The sequence below is a fragment of the Geodermatophilus aquaeductus genome (assembly GCF_900182545.1).
In the GTDB taxonomy this organism is placed as follows: domain Bacteria; phylum Actinomycetota; class Actinomycetes; order Mycobacteriales; family Geodermatophilaceae; genus Geodermatophilus; species Geodermatophilus aquaeductus.
On record NZ_FXTJ01000005.1, the window covers coordinates 219,560 to 233,666 of the forward strand.

The window sequence follows — 14,107 nt, forward strand, 5'->3', positions numbered from 1 at the left end:
GCCGGAGCGGGACGGGAGGACGCGGCGGATCGAGTGGGTGCGAGACGGATCAGCGCCGACGGAGAGAACGTCTGCAACGCCCCGCGCGAGGCTCGCCCGAGAGAGCGGCTGTGTCCGAAGACTAGACTCGCGCCACGGACGGGACAACACCGCTGTCCAGCGGAGTGTTCCTCGTTACGAAGACGATACCCCAGGCGCCACACGGGTCACCCGGGCGCCGTGGGAGTCCACCTCCAGGGGGTACACCCGCCACCCGTCCGGGGTGAGGCCGGTCACCTCCCGCACGGGATCGGGGCCGTCCGGGGTCCGCCGCGCCAGGACCAGGACGCTGGGGCCCGCGCCCGACACCACGGCGGCGTGGCCGGCGGCGCGCAGCCGGTCGACCAGCGCGATCGTGCCCGGCATCGCGTCCGCGCGCTGCCGCTGGTGCAGCCGGTCCTCGGTGGCCTCGAGCAGCTGCGCGGGCTCGGCCACGAGGGCGTGCACGAGCAGCGCCGCGCGGGCGGCGTTGAAGGCGGCGTCGGCGTGCGGCACCGCGGCCGGCAGCAGCGTGCGCGCCAGGTGGGTCGACAGCGTGGCCTCGGGCACGAGCACCACCGGCAGCACCTCGTCGCTGACCGGCAGCCGGTCGGCCCGAGCGCCCTCCGGCGTCGTCCACGACAGCGTCGCGCCGCCGAGCAGGCAGGCGGCCACGTTGTCGGGGTGGCCCTCGATGTCGCTGACCAGCCGCAGGACGGCGTCGGCGTCGACCGCCTCGACGTCGGGACACAGCGCCCAGGCGCCCATCACGCCGGCGACGACGGCGGCCGCTGACGACCCCATCCCCCGCCCCTGCGGGATCGCGTTCTCGGCGCGCACGCACAGCCCGGGCGGGGCCCACCCGAGCTGTTCGCACGCGGCGCGGAAGGCACGCACGACCAGGTGCGACTCGTCGGTGGGCAACTCTCGCGCCCCGACGCCGGACACCTCGACGGTGAGCCCGCCGTCGCGGACGGCGAACTCGACGACGTCGTGCAGCGTCAGCGCGAGGCCGGCGCAGTCGAAGGCGGGACCGAGGTTGGCGCTGGTCGCGGGCACGCGGACCCGGACGGCGGACTCCCCCACTCAGAGACCCAGCTGCGCGGCGGCCGCGGCGGCGTCGACCGGGATCGTCACCGGCGCGGGCGCACCGGAGATGGCCCAGTCGGGGTCCTTGAGCCCGTTGCCGGTCACGGTGCACACCACGCGCTGCCCCGGCTCGAGCTCGCCGGCCGCGGCCACCTTGAGCAGCCCGGCGACCGAGGCGGCCGACGCCGGCTCGACGAAGACGGCCTCGGTGCGCGCCAGCAGCCGGTAGGCCGAGAGGATCTCCCGGTCGGTGACGGCGTCGATGCGGCCGCCGGAGTCGTCGCGGGCGGTGAGCGCCTTGGTCCACGACGCGGGGTTGCCGATGCGGATGGCCGTGGCGATGGTGCTCGGCTGCTCGACCACCTTGCCGGTGACGATCGGCGCGGCACCGGCGGCCTGGAAGCCCCACATCCGCGGCCGCTTGGTGGCCGGGCCGTCCTCGGAGTACTCGCGGTAGCCCTGCCAGTAGGCGGTGATGTTGCCGGCGTTGCCGACCGGCAGGCAGTGCACGTCGGGGGCGTCCCCGAGGACGTCGACGATCTCGAACGAGGCGGTCTTCTGCCCCTCGATCCGGTACTGGTTGACGCTGTTGACCAGGCTGACCGGGTAGTCGATGGACAGCTTGCTGGCCAGCGCCAGGCAGTCGTCGAAGTTCCCCTCGACCTGCAGCAGCTTCGCGCCGTGCACCAGCGCCTGGGCGAGCTTGCCCAGCGCGATCTTGCCCGTGGGCACGAGGACGGCGCAGACGAGACCGGCGCGCGCGGCGTAGGCGGCGGCGCTGGCGCTGGTGTTGCCGGTGGAGGCGCAGATGACCGCCTGCGCGCCCTCCTCGGCGGCCTTCGTGATGGCCATGGTCATGCCGCGGTCCTTGAACGACCCGGTCGGGTTGGCGCCCTCGACCTTGAGGAACACCTCGCAGCCGGTCCGCCGCGACAGCTCGACGGCGGGCACCAGCGGCGTGGCGCCCTCGTGCAGGGTCACCACCGGCGTCGACTCGCTGACCGGCAGCCGCGACCGGTAGGCCTCGATCAGCCCCGGCCAGAACGGCGAGACGGCACCGCGCACCGTTCCGGTCATGACAGACCCTCCACCCTCAGCACGCTCGTGACCCCGCGGACGGCGGAGAGCTCCCGCAGCGCGGCGATCGTCGACGACAGCGCGGCGTCCGGGGCGCTGTGCGTGACGATGACCAGCGTGGCGGCGTCGCCGTGCCCGTCCTGGCGGACGGTGGCGATGCTCACCCCGTGCTCGGCGAAGGCGGTGGCCACCGTCGCGAGGACGCCCGGGACGTCGGCCACGTCGAGGCTGACGTGGTACCGCGTGGGCGTCTCGGCGATCGGCCGGGCCGGCAGGTCGGCGTAGGCGGTGGGCCCGGCACCGGCGGCACCGGCCACCCGGTTGCGCGCGACGGCGACGAGGTCGCCGAGGACGGCGCTGGCGGTGGGTTCACCGCCGGCCCCCTGGCCGTAGAACATCAGCTGCCCGGCGGCCTCGGCCTCGACGAAGACGGCGTTGAACGCCCCGCCGACGGCGGCCAGCGGGTGCGTCGTCGGGATCATCGCCGGGTGCACGCGGACGGCGACGGTGTCGCCCTCCTCCCCCGCCACCCGCTCGCAGATGGCCAGCAGCTTGACCGTGCAGCCGATCTCGGCGGCGCGCGCGACGTCGGTGGCGCTGACCGAGGAGATGCCCTCGCGGTGCACGTCGGCGGCGGTGACCGCGGTGTGGAAGGACAGCGAGGCGAGGATCGCGGCCTTGGCGGCGGCGTCGAACCCGTCGACGTCGGCGGTCGGGTCGGCCTCGGCGTAGCCGAGCTCGGTGGCCTCGGCCAGCGCCTCGCTGAACCCGGCGCCGGTCTCGGCCATGCGCGACAGGATGTAGTTGGTGGTGCCGTTGACGATGCCGACGACGCGGCGGATCTGGTCGCCGGCCAGCGACTCGCGCAGCGGGCGCAGCAGCGGGATCGCCCCGGCCACCGACGCCTCGTAGTACAGGTCGACGCCGGCCTTCGCGGCCGCGGCGTGCAGCGCGACGCCGTCCTCGGCCAGCAGCGCCTTGTTGGCGCTGACCACGGACTTCCCGGCCTCGACGGCGGCCAGGATGAGCGAGCGGGCCGGCTCGATCCCGCCGATGACCTCGACGACCAGGTCGACGTCGTCGCGGGCGACCAGGCCCAGCGCGTCGGTCGTGAGCAGGTCCGCGGGGACGTCCGGGTGCCGGTCGGGCCGGCGGACGGCGACCCCGGCGACCTGCACCGGGCGGCCGATGCGGGCGGTGAGGTCGGCGGCCTGCTCGTCGAGCAGGCGGAGCACGGCGCCGCCGACGGTGCCGCAGCCCAGCAGCGCGACGCGCAGCGGGGCGGTCACGACCGCGCTCCGACCGGGTGCTCGGGCGCGGGCTGGTCGATCGCCGGGGACGGCGCCGGGCGGCCGGCGAGGACCGCGTCGAGGGCGAACACGTCCGACAGTGTCTGACGCCGCACGATCTCGGTGGCGGCGCCGTCCCGCACGGCCACCACCGGCGGCTTGAGCAGGTAGTTGTAGTTGCTGGCCATCGACCAGCAGTAGGCGCCGGTGGCGGCGACGGCGAGCAGGTCGCCGGGCTGCACGTCCGAGGGCAGCCACAGGTCGCGGACCAGCACGTCGCCGCTCTCGCAGTGCTTGCCGACGACGCGGCACAGCGCCGGCGGGGCGTCGGAGGTGCGGTTGGCCAGCACGCAGGTGTAGTCGGCGTCGTAGAGGGCGGTGCGGATGTTGTCGCTCATCCCGCCGTCGACGGAGACGTAGTTGCGCACCTGCGGCGCGCCCTGCCCGCCGCTGCCCAGCCGGACCGGCTTGATCGTGCCGATCTCGTAGAGGGTGACCGTGCCCGGCCCGGCGATGGCGCGGCCGGGCTCGATGGCCAGCCGCGGCACCGGCAGGTCCAGCGCGGCGCACTCCATGGCGACGACGGTGCGCAGCCGGCGGGCGACGTCGTCGGGGGTGACCGGGTCGTCGTCGGGGAGGTAGGCGATGCCGAAGCCGCCGCCGAGGTTGAGCTCCTCGAGCAGCTCGCCGGTGGCCTGGTGCACCTGGCCGAGCAGGCCGACCACCCGGTGCGCGGCGGCCTCGAAGCCGGCGGTGTCGAAGATCTGGGAGCCGATGTGGCTGTGCAGCCCGGCCAGGTGCAGGGCGGGCTCGCGGATGACCCGGACGGCGGCGGTCAGCGCGTCGCCGGTGGCCAGCGAGAAGCCGAACTTCTGGTCCTCGTGCGCGGTGGCGATGAACTCGTGGGTGTGCGCCTCGATGCCGACCGTGGTGCGGATCAGCACCGAGACCGGGCTGCCCTTGGCCTCGGCCAGCGGCACCAGCCGGTCGATCTCGTCGAAGGAGTCGACGACGACGTGACCGATGCCGGCGTCGACGGCCAGCTGCAGCTCCACCAGCGACTTGTTGTTGCCGTGCAGCGCGATCCGCTCGGCGGGGAAGCCCGCGGCCAGCGCGACGGCGAGCTCGTTGCCGCTGCAGGCGTCCAGGTGCAGGCCGTCGTCGGCGATCCAGCGGGCCACCTGGCCGCAGAGGAAGGCCTTGGACGCGTAGTGCACGTCGGCGCCGGCGAACGCGGTGGCGAAGTCGGCGGCGCGGCTGCGGAAGTCGTCCTCGTCGAGCACGAACAGCGGGGTGCCGTGCGTGCGGGCCAGCTCGGTGACCGACTTGCCGCCCAGGTGCAGCTCGCCGTCGACCCGGCGGGCCGAGCGCGGCCAGACCTGCGGGTCGAGCGCGCCGAGGTCGGCCGGCGGCATGCCGGCCGAGGGCGGCGGGGCGAACGCGCCGTGCAGCGGCCCCGCCGGGTGCGCCCTCACATCCGCTCCGGGGCGGAGACGCCGAGCACGCCCAGGCCGTTGCGCAGCACCACCGCGGTGGCCGCGCACAGCCACAGCCGGGCGGTGGTCAGCGGGGTCGCCTCCTCGTCGCCGCGGGGCAGCACCCGGCAGGCGTCGTAGAAGCGGTGGTAGGTGCCGGCCAGCTCCTCGAGGTAGCGGGCCACCCGGTGCGGCGCGCGCAGCTCCGCGGCCGAGGTGACCACGCGCGGGAACTCGCCGATCGCCCGGAGCAGGTCGTTCTCCCGCTCGTGGACGAGCAGCCCGGCGTCGACGTCGCCGGCCTCGCCCAGCGCCAGGCCGAGGTCGGCGGCGTTGCGCAGCACCGAGGAGATCCGGGCGTGCGCGTACTGGACGTAGAAGACCGGGTTGTCGTTGGTGCGCCGGCTCCACAGGTCGGCGTCGATGTCGATCGTCTGGTCCACCGAGGCCCGCGCCAGCGCGTAGCGGGCGGCGTCGGTGCCGACGGCGTCGACGAGGTCGGTGAGCAGCACGAAGTTGCCCTTGCGCTTGCTCATCCGGACCGGCTCGCCGTCGCGCACCAGGTTGACCAGCTGGCCGATGAGGATCTCGAGGTGGGTGTCGGGGTCGTCGCCGGAGGCGGCCACCAGCGCCTTGTACCGGCCGACGTAGCCGGAGTGGTCGGCGCCGAGCATGATCACGACCCGGTCGAAGCCCCGCGCCCGCTTGTCGAGGTAGTAGGCGCAGTCGGCGGCGAAGTAGGTCGGCTCGCCGTCGGCCTTGACCAGCACGCGGTCCTTGTCGTCGCCGAAGACCGTCGTCCGCAGCCACACCGCGCCGTCGGCCTCGAAGACGTGCCCCTGCTCCCGCAGCGTGGCCACCGCCTTCTCCAGCGCGCCGGACTCGTGCAGCGTGCGCTCGGAGAAGAAGGTGTCGTAGCGGACGCCGAAGCCCTCGAGGGTGGACCGGATGTCGGCCACCATCGCGGCCACGCCGCGCTCGGCGAACACCGCCACCTGCTCGTCCTCGGGCCGCTCGAGCAGCCCGGGCTCGTCGGCGACGACGCGGGCGGCCACCTCGCCGACGTAGTCGCCCTGGTAGCCGTCCTCGGGCACCGGCCGGCCCAGCGCCACGGCCTGCAGGCTGCGGGCGAACCGCTCGATCTGCGCGCCGGCGTCGTTGACGTAGTACTCGCGGCTGACCTCGGCGCCGCTGGACTCCAGCAGCCGGGCCAGCGCGTCGCCGACCGCGGCCCACCGGGTGGAGCCGAGGGTGACCGGGCCGGTGGGGTTGGCCGAGACGAACTCGAGGTTCAGCCGCTGCCCGGCCAGGGTGTCGGTGCGGCCGTATCCCTCGCCTGCGGTGACCGCGCGGACGGCGATCTGCCCCAGCGCGCCCTGGGCGAGGGTCACGTTGAGGAAGCCGGGACCGGCGACGTCGACCCGCGCGACCCCCGGCTGGGCCCGCAGCTCCTCGGCCAGCAGGTCGGCGACGGCGCGCGGCGGCATGCCGGCCGGCTTGGCCAGGCGCAGGGCGACGTTGGTCGCGTAGTCGCCGTGCTCGGGGTTCTTCGGACGCTCGACGAGGACGTCGTCAGGGACGGCGACGGCGAGCGTTCCGCGCTCGACGACCGCCGCGACCGCGGTCCGGACGAGGTCGCGCAACTGCTCGGGTGTCACCGCGTGATCGTACGCAGCGGGTGCGACCCGGTTCCCCGCCGTCCCCGCTCACCAGGGTGTGCACAGGGAGGCGACCTAGACTCGCGGGCGAGGGCGGGCGCAGGTCCTGCCGCGCGCCGGCGCGCACCCATGCTGCGCCACGACCGGCGGACGCACCACTCGACGAGCACTGAGGAGAAGCACGTGGCCAAGGACCCCAAGCCCGATGCCGGCCGCGCCGGGGGCGGGTCGAGCCGGTCCGGTTCCGGCGCACGTCCGGTGTCGACGACCAAGGGGTCGTCGAGCCGGGGCCCGGCTCCGCGCACCGGCGGCCGCGGCCGCACCCGCCCGCCGACGCAGGTGGTCACCCACTCGCGGCCGTGGGGGCTGATCGCCGCTGCCGTCGCCGTCGTGGTGTTCGCCGCCGCGGCCATCACCTACGCCGTCGTCCAGGTGCGGGCGGCCGACGCCGAGCGGGTCGACGCCCTCGACGAGATCGCGGGCATCGAGAGCTTCGACTACGCCGCCGGACAGGAGCACGTCACCACCCCGGTCGAGTACGACCAGACGCCGCCAGTCGGCGGGCCGCACGACGGCGAGTGGGCCGACTGCACCGGCACCGTCTACGACGTCGACGTCCGGCACGAGAACGCCGTCCACTCGATGGAGCACGGCGCCGTGTGGATCGCCTACAACCCGGACGAGGTCACCGGCGACGACGTCGCGAAGCTCGCCGAGCTGGTCGACGGCGTCTCCGGGCGGCTGCTGTCCCCCTACGCCGGCCTGGACTCCGCGGTGAGCCTGCAGTCCTGGAACCACCAGCTGAAGGTCGACTCGGTCGACGACCCGCGGATCGAGCAGTTCGCCGACTTCCTCACCTTCAACGGCGAGGTCGAGGGCGCCTACCCCGAGATCGGCGCCAGCTGCGAGAACCCGACGTTCGTGGCCGACCCGCTGGTCGCCGGTGACGGCAGCCGCGGCGCGGACGCCACCACCGACGCCCCGACCACGCCGACCATGGGCGCCGACGGTTCCACCGAGACGACCACGGAGTGAGCCCGCGATGACCGCCACCGTCGCCCGCCCGGAGCAGGAGGCACCGGCGCCGGCCCCCCGCGGGCGCGGCCTGCGTGCCGCGCTGCTCGCCGTCATCGCCGTCGCGCTCGTGGTGCTCGGCGGCGCGCTGGCGGTGGGGCTGGGCATCGGGCGGGACGCGACGCCGACGGCCGACTCGGTCGACGCCGGCTTCTCCCGCGACATGGCGGTCCACCACCGGCAGGGCGTGGAGATGGCGAACCTGGCGCTCGAGCGGAGCACCGACCCCGAGGTCCGGCAGCTGGCCTTCGACATCTCCAGCACCCAGACCAACCAAGCCGGGCAGATGGAGGGCTGGCTGGCGCTGTGGGGCGTGCCCCGCTCCGGCGGTGACCACATGGCCTGGATGGGCGGCGAACACGGCGGGCACGACACGTCCTCGATGTCGGGCGACACCGCCGGCGCGCTCATGCCCGGGATGGCCACCGAGGCCGAGCTGGCGAACTTGCGGACGCTGACGGGGACGGACTTCGACGTCGAGTTCCTGCGGCTGATGATCCGCCACCACCAGGGCGGCCTGGAGATGGCGCAGTACGAGGCGGCCAACGGCACCCAGACGGCGGTGCGGAGGCTGGCCACCTCGATCGCCGAGACGCAGACCGCCGAGGTGACGACGATGGTCGGCATGCTCACCGCGCGGGGCGGGACGCCGCTGCCGGCTCCCTGATCCGGAGCGACCCGCCCGCCGGGGCACCCGGGGAGGACTGGTAACTTCTCCTCTGCCCCGAGCCCCCGTAGCTCAGGGGATAGAGCACCGCCCTCCGGAGGCGGGTGCGCAGGTTCGAATCCTGCCGGGGGCACTTTGTAACAGGCCTGGTCAGCCGGGTCTTTCTGCGCCATGAGAACCTAATCCTCGTTACGCAGGTCGGCCGCGGTACACATCCGGTACACGGCAGCTGCTCGCGCGGCCTCCATCGCCTCGGCCACGTGGTCGAGGCGATCTCCGAACAGGTGCCCGTACTGGTCGAGCGTCATCGCGGCCGACGCGTGGCCGAGCATCTGTTGGACGACCTTCACGTCCGCACCCGCCGCGATCGCCAGCGACGCCGCCGTGTGCCGCAGCTCGTGGGGATGCAGCCCCGCGAGCCCGATGGAGGCTGCGGCCTCGTCGAAGGCGGCCCGCCGGAACACCGTCGCCCGGAGGGCTCCGCCGCCGCGCACGCCGCTGAAGACCAGCTCGTCGTCGCCCCTGCCCTCGACGAGCGTGCCCAGTTCCTCGACGAGGAAGCCCGGGATGGGCACCTCCCGTCGAGTGTGGCCCTTGGGGGAGCCCCACACCTGACCGGCGCGGTGGACGGTGGTGACGGACTCCGCGATGACCGCGCGACGGCGGGTGAGGTCCAGCCGGCCCACCTTCAGCGCTGCCAGCTCGCCGAACCGGACGCCGGTGTAGGCGAGGAAGAGGACCACCAACCGGTAGGTGTCGTTCTCGCGCTCGCTGAGCCGCCGGTGCTTGCTGATCACTGCCGGCCGGGCGCAGGCCGTCGCGAGCTGGTCGACCTGCCGATGGGTCAGGTAGCGCCGTTCCCGGTCGACGGCCCGCGGCAGCCTGATGCCGGCGGCGGGGTTCCTCGCCAGCCGACCGTCGCGTACGGCCAGGTCCAGGATCAGGGAGAGCACGCGGTGGACCTTGCGCACCGTGGCCGGTTCACCCTGTGCCGCCAATCGCGTCACCCACCGCTGCACCTCGGCATGGGAGACGTCGGCGAGCTTGACCGTGCCCCAGGTCGGTGTGATGTGACGCCGCACGATTCCGGCGTAGCGCTCCAGGGTGGAGGCCTTGAGGTGCGCCTGCCCGGCGAGCCACCGGTCGGTCCACTCCCCCACGGTCAGCCGTGCGAGGGCGGGGTCGACGTAGGAGCCGACCAACTTCGCCGACTCGACGGTCGTCAGGTAGCGCTCGGCGTCGATCCGCCGGTCGAGCACCTTGACCCGCTGCCGCCCTGTGGGGTCGCGATAGCGGGCGTACCACCGGGTCTGTCCAGAGCGCTGACGCTTCTCGATGCTCGCCATGCCGACCTCCTAGCAGGAACTACTGTCACGTCGGCGCTGGCCATCCACAGCTGTCTCGCCATCCACTGAAGAGACACGGAAGGCGGTGCGCGGGGATGCCGTTGCCTCGCCGCTCAGCGCGAGCCGGCCGCTGCGGTGGCGGACCTCCTCCGTGACCTCGGCCGCGCGCTGCTCGGTCAATCGGGTGCCGTCGGTCAGCCGGATGTCGTCGGCGTCGAGGTTGACGTCTGGACCGATCGATGTACTCGTGGTAATCGACGGCGGGGTGCTCGGTGGTCGCGGATGGCGCTCGGTCATGGTCCTTTTCTCCTCAGCCGGGTCGGCATGCTGCCGGCCTGCAGCAGCTCTCCCGTGGACCTTGCGTCGTCCTCCTGCATCCCTCCTGTTGTCCTGGTCCGGAGCCATTCGGGCCGACGGCGGGGTCCACGTCATCGCCCGAGCGACGGCTCGGCTTTGCACCGGCCGGCGGAGAAGGAGAACTGCTGCGGATGGGGAGGCTCGAGGCCGAAGGCGGTCGGCTGCGGTGTTCTCGGACGCTCCCGGGCGTCGGCGGTGTGCTGCGCCCGCCAGGCGTCGCGTTCGGCGCCGAGCCAGCCGACTGGCTGGGTGAGCAGAGCCGGCTCGGCCGTCAGGCGCGCGATGCGATCTCGGACGGCGGCCAGTTCGGTGTGGTCGGCGGCAATGTGCCGGTCGGTGTTGGCCAGTCGCTCCGCCGGGTCGGGGGTCCAGCCGAGGGATCCGAAGAGGGTGACCCGGTGCTCGTGCTGACGGCGGGCGTGGGCCAGCGCGACCTCGGCGTGCTGGTGGGCCTCCTGGGCGGTGGCTGCTGTCGCGCCGAGCTGCGCGTGCTGCGGGTGGGCGTGGTCGGCGTGGCGGCGGGCGTAGGAGTCGAAGGCGGTCCACAGCCGGGGCCGGTCGTCGGCTCGGTCAGCCAGGCAGGCGATCTGCTGCGGGTCGGCGGGCATGGCCGGCAGGTAGGGCCGCCAGGCGTCCGCCCAGTCGAGTAGCTGTTCGCCGGCCCGGTGCACCGCTGCCCGTCGAAGCCGGAGCCGGCCGGGGCCGTCGAGCACGACCTGCGCGGCGTCGCGGGCAGCGCTCCGTCCGGTGTCCCAGCTGTGGAGCAGTGCGTCGCGGATCCGGTCAGTGTCGGCGGCGATGAGCGTTTCACTGTTCTCGGCCCGCGCCGCGGCGCGGCGGGCGTCGATCCCGGCCTGCCGGACTGCCTCGGCCAGGGCGGCGGCCTCTTCGGCGTGGGCGGACTCGAGCGCGACGATCTCGCGTAGCGCGTCCCGGCGCGGCAGGTCGCGGGCGAGCCGGTCCAGGCAGCGCTGCTCGTCCGTCCACGCGGAGTGCAGGTCGGCCAGCGTCTGCTCCAGCGGTCGGGGCGGGGCGTAGGGGGCGGCCTCCGTGGCGGCCAGCCGGGCGGCGTGGGCGGGGCCGAGGTCGGCGCGGTCGCGGGCGAAGACCGCCAGCCACTGCTCGCGCGCCTGGTCGGGGTCGGTCGCCATCAGGTGGGCGGTGTTGGCGGTACGGCCGCGGGTCATCCCGACGTAGGCCGCCGCGGCGCCGGTGTCCTCGCCGACCACCAGGTGCGCGGCGGTCACGGTGTCGCCTTGGGTGCCGTGGGCGGTGGTGGCGTAGGCCAGTTCCACATGCGCGGTGACGTAGTCGGCGGGCAGCACCCGCGCCGCTGTCCCGGCCGGGGGAACAGCGGGGGTGACGGCGGCCTGCCCGTCGCCGGCCGGGGTGACGTGCGGTGGGCCGTCGGGGGTGACCAGCAGTCCGCCGTTGCGGCCGACCGCGGTGACGACCCAGGTGTCCCGGTTGGCCACGTCGAGGTCGCGGTCGTTGCGGCGTGTGGCGATCCGGTCGCCGACGCCGATCCGCTCCCCCGCCCCGGTAATCACCACCCGCCGGTTGTCGACCCGGCCCTCGGTGACCAGCCGGTCCCGGACGGCAGCGCTGAGGGCGGCGGCCTGCTCACGGGTGGCGACCACCACGGCCACCCGCTCGCCCGCGGCGGAGTCCTCCGCCGCGCCGGCGGCGAGCGCCTCCCGCAGCGCCTGCACGTCGGAGTGCAGCCGGAGCTGCCCGCGGGCCAGCAGCGCGTCGAACACCGCCCCGGGGTCGGTGCCGGCGCGCATCGCCAGGGTCAGCTCGGCGTAGTCGCCGTCCGGTGCGCTGCGGCCGGTGGCGTCGGTGCGGGTGAAGCGGTGCACTCCGACCAGGGTCAGGTGCCCGGCCGGGGCGACCTGGGCCGCAGCAAGGTCGAGGACGCCACCGCGGCCGACCGCCGCGAGCTGGTGCCGGTCACCGAGCAGGGCGAGCTGCACCCGGCACTCGTCGGCGACGGTCAGCAGGGCCTGGGCGGTGTCCTGATCGAGCATCCCGGCCTCGTCGACGACGAGGAGGTCGCCCGCGGCCAGTCGCGCGGCGTCCCGGGGGCCGGGGTAGAGCGCTCCGGTGACCGGGTCGGCCTGGCCGGAGGACAACCGGGTCCAGACGCCGTCGTCGGTCCAACGCCAGCCGTACTCGAAAACCAGCCGGGCCGCCGACGACGCGGCGGTCTCGACCTCGGCGGCGGCGACCCGGGCCGCCTTCAGCGTCGGGGTGACGACCACCAGCCGGCGCCCCTGCTCAGCCAGCCGGGACCGGGTGGCGGCCAGGGTGGTGGTCTTGCCCGCGCCGGCCGCGCCCTCGACCACGACCAGGCGCCACGGGCCGGTGAGCGCTGCGACCGCCGCGGCCTGCTCCGGGTCCAGTCTCGGAGAACCGGCGGCGACGTCGACCGGTGGGATCGGGTCGGTGTCCGGGGCGCCGGCCGGGCGCTCGGTGGCGCGGGCGGCGAGACGGGCGCTTAGGTCGGCCTCGACGGCGAGCACCGAGCTCGAGGTCCAGGCCCGGATGTGCTCGGGCACCCCACCGGCAGGACTATGGCGGTCGAGCAGCGGCCGGCAGCGGGACAGGGTGCGGGCGGTGAGGTCTTCGGCGACTTCGAGGCGCACCGCCGGGTCAGTGACGACACCGGCGGCGGCGAGCAACTGTTCGACCTCCCCGCGCACGTCGGCGGCGTTCCACGCCGAGCGGGCGGCGCCCAGCCGGGCCAGCACCCGGTCGGCCGCCTGATCCCGGTCCAGGCCGCCGACCGGGGTGGGGGTCAGGCTGACCGGAACGTCGCGGTCGCGGTAGCCCAGGCCGGCCAGCTCGGCCGCCCACCGGGCGGTGAGGTCCTCGCCGGGCTGGGGCCGCACCTTGTCCGGGCGGCCCGCTGCCCACGCTCGCGCGTCCCAGGAGCGGCGCAGCGCCGGGCCGGGAAATTCACCGGGATGCGCCGCGGTCCATTCCCGCTCGCAGGTGTCGATGTTGCGGGCGATCTGTGCGGCTCGCGCGCTGAATGCGCCCACGAAATCCGCCAGCTGCTGGATCTCGCCATCGGCATTCAACGCGTACCCGTGAGCGGCGAGTGCGGCCCGGAATGGCGGGTCGCAGGCGACCGCGGCGTGCCCGATCCCGTTAATGGCGGCGAGGGAGTCGCGGACGCCGACGGTGTGCAGGCCGCGCCATTTCCCGGCGGCGAAGACTCGGGCGTTGATTTGGAGGTGCAGATGGCGGTGCGGGTCGCCGGCCCGCGACGTGTGGTGCGCCACCGTCACCGCCTCGGCCACCTCGACCGGCACCTGCAGCTGCCCCCCGCGCGGGCCGACCCGGGTGGTGGCGTGCTGCCCGTGCCAGCCGATGATCTGCTCGGCCGCCCGCGCCTGGGCCGCGTCGTATGCCGTCGCGATGTCTGGATGCAGCGCCGCGGCCAGCGACCACGTCTTCGGGCCGTTGACCACCACCTCGACGAACCGCACCGCACGCCCGTCACCGCGCAGCTGGCCCCGCGGCTGCCCGGTGCCCGGATCACGGCCGGCCACCCACGTCTCGTAGGCCTCCCCGGTCAGCGGCGCCAGCTCGGCCACCCGCCCCTCGGTGACGCTGAACCGGCGGGCGAGGCCGGTGCCCTCGGTGAGGTAGTAGTCATCGGCCCGGCCCCGGTCGGCCTCCACGTAGTGCCGGGCAGCCGCCGGCGCGCCGGCGTAGACCTTCATTCCGCCATGCATTCTTCAACGCCACCCGACAATGACCAACAAGTCACCCCTAGAAACGGTAATGGGCCCCGCGAAGCGGGGCCCGATCCACCTCCGAAGGTAGCATGCGTGCCGTCGCCTTGGTGAAAAGCCGGTGACCACTCGAACGCTGCTGAGGTTGCGTCGCTCCAGCGCTGAGCACGTCAAGAAATGGCCGGTCTTGCGGCCCCTGTAGACGTCCGAGCAGCGACCGGGGCAGGACGTACAAGCCGAACGGCCATCGTGGCGGCGAGATCCTGGGCGAGGCAGTCACCACGGACAACGTGGCCGAAACGGTTCGTCAC

At 74.3% G+C, this 14,107-nt stretch carries 10 protein-coding genes and 1 tRNA gene; 3 read left to right on the top strand and 8 right to left on the bottom strand.

Going from position 1 to position 14,107, the window contains the following annotated elements:
- Window positions 1-174: 174 nt before the first annotated feature.
- From thrB to argS, 5 genes are read right to left on the bottom strand one after another with little or no spacing between them, the layout of a single operon-like run.
- Window positions 175-1,077, bottom strand: coding sequence for a homoserine kinase (gene thrB / locus FN207_RS14485; RefSeq protein ID WP_221888204.1), 903 nt, complete (start codon window positions 1,075-1,077; stop codon window positions 175-177).
- 27 nt (window positions 1,078-1,104) lie between these two features.
- Window positions 1,105-2,184 (bottom strand): threonine synthase, encoded by a 1,080-nt coding sequence (gene thrC / locus FN207_RS14490; protein WP_142459193.1) that lies wholly within the window; start codon window positions 2,182-2,184, stop codon window positions 1,105-1,107.
- The gene (locus FN207_RS14495; RefSeq protein ID WP_142459194.1) at window positions 2,181-3,473 is read right to left on the bottom strand and encodes a homoserine dehydrogenase; all 1,293 of its coding nucleotides are present in this window, start codon (window positions 3,471-3,473) and stop codon (window positions 2,181-2,183) included. Before FN207_RS14495 ends, thrC begins: the two co-directional genes overlap by 4 nt.
- On the bottom strand, window positions 3,470-4,948 hold the full coding sequence (gene lysA, locus FN207_RS14500; protein ID WP_142459195.1) for a diaminopimelate decarboxylase: 1,479 nt from the start codon (window positions 4,946-4,948) through the stop codon (window positions 3,470-3,472). The genes FN207_RS14495 and lysA overlap by 4 nt, the downstream gene beginning before the upstream one ends.
- Window positions 4,945-6,606 carry an arginine--tRNA ligase gene (gene argS / locus FN207_RS14505; protein ID WP_142459196.1) on the bottom strand — a complete coding sequence of 554 codons (1,662 nt, stop codon included), beginning with the start codon at window positions 6,604-6,606 and terminating at the stop codon, window positions 4,945-4,947. Before argS ends, lysA begins: the two co-directional genes overlap by 4 nt.
- A gap of 183 nt (window positions 6,607-6,789) precedes the next feature.
- On the opposite strand from argS, the gene FN207_RS14510 reads away from it, so the two are divergent.
- The 3 genes from FN207_RS14510 (at window position 6,790) to FN207_RS14520 (ending at window position 8,480) form a co-directional block, all read left to right on the top strand.
- Window positions 6,790-7,641: a thioredoxin-like domain-containing protein gene (locus FN207_RS14510; RefSeq protein ID WP_142459197.1), complete on the top strand. Its 852-nt coding sequence runs from the start codon at window positions 6,790-6,792 to the stop codon at window positions 7,639-7,641.
- A gap of 7 nt (window positions 7,642-7,648) precedes the next feature.
- Window positions 7,649-8,347, top strand: coding sequence for a DUF305 domain-containing protein (locus FN207_RS14515; protein ID WP_142459198.1), 699 nt, complete (start codon window positions 7,649-7,651; stop codon window positions 8,345-8,347).
- Between the two features lie 61 nt (window positions 8,348-8,408).
- Window positions 8,409-8,480, top strand: a tRNA-Arg gene (locus FN207_RS14520).
- 46 nt (window positions 8,481-8,526) lie between these two features.
- Here the strand turns inward: FN207_RS14520 and FN207_RS14525 are convergent.
- The 3 genes from FN207_RS14525 to mobF all read right to left on the bottom strand — a co-directional run bounded on the left by FN207_RS14525 (window position 8,527) and on the right by mobF (window position 13,784).
- Window positions 8,527-9,693 (bottom strand): tyrosine-type recombinase/integrase, encoded by a 1,167-nt coding sequence (locus FN207_RS14525; protein WP_142459199.1) that lies wholly within the window; start codon window positions 9,691-9,693, stop codon window positions 8,527-8,529.
- Between the two features lie 9 nt (window positions 9,694-9,702).
- Entirely contained in the window at window positions 9,703-9,990 is a 288-nt protein-coding gene (locus FN207_RS14530; protein WP_142459200.1) for a hypothetical protein, read from the bottom strand.
- Between the two features lie 131 nt (window positions 9,991-10,121).
- Window positions 10,122-13,784 (bottom strand): MobF family relaxase, encoded by a 3,663-nt coding sequence (gene mobF / locus FN207_RS14535; RefSeq protein WP_142459201.1) that lies wholly within the window; start codon window positions 13,782-13,784, stop codon window positions 10,122-10,124.
- Between the last annotated feature and the right edge of the window lie 323 nt (window positions 13,785-14,107).

What these genes read in the sequence shown, in the direction of transcription:
- thrC (WP_142459193.1), bottom strand. Translation starts at nt 2,184, where the DNA reads ATGACCGGAACGGTGCGCGGTGCCGTCTCGCCGTTCTGGCCGGGGCTG.
- FN207_RS14515 (WP_142459198.1), top strand. Translation starts at nt 7,649, where the DNA reads ATGACCGCCACCGTCGCCCGCCCGGAGCAGGAGGCACCGGCGCCGGCC.
- FN207_RS14525 (WP_142459199.1), bottom strand. Translation starts at nt 9,693, where the DNA reads ATGGCGAGCATCGAGAAGCGTCAGCGCTCTGGACAGACCCGGTGGTAC.
- FN207_RS14530 (WP_142459200.1), bottom strand. Translation starts at nt 9,990, where the DNA reads ATGACCGAGCGCCATCCGCGACCACCGAGCACCCCGCCGTCGATTACC.
- mobF (WP_142459201.1), bottom strand. Translation starts at nt 13,784, where the DNA reads ATGAAGGTCTACGCCGGCGCGCCGGCGGCTGCCCGGCACTACGTGGAG.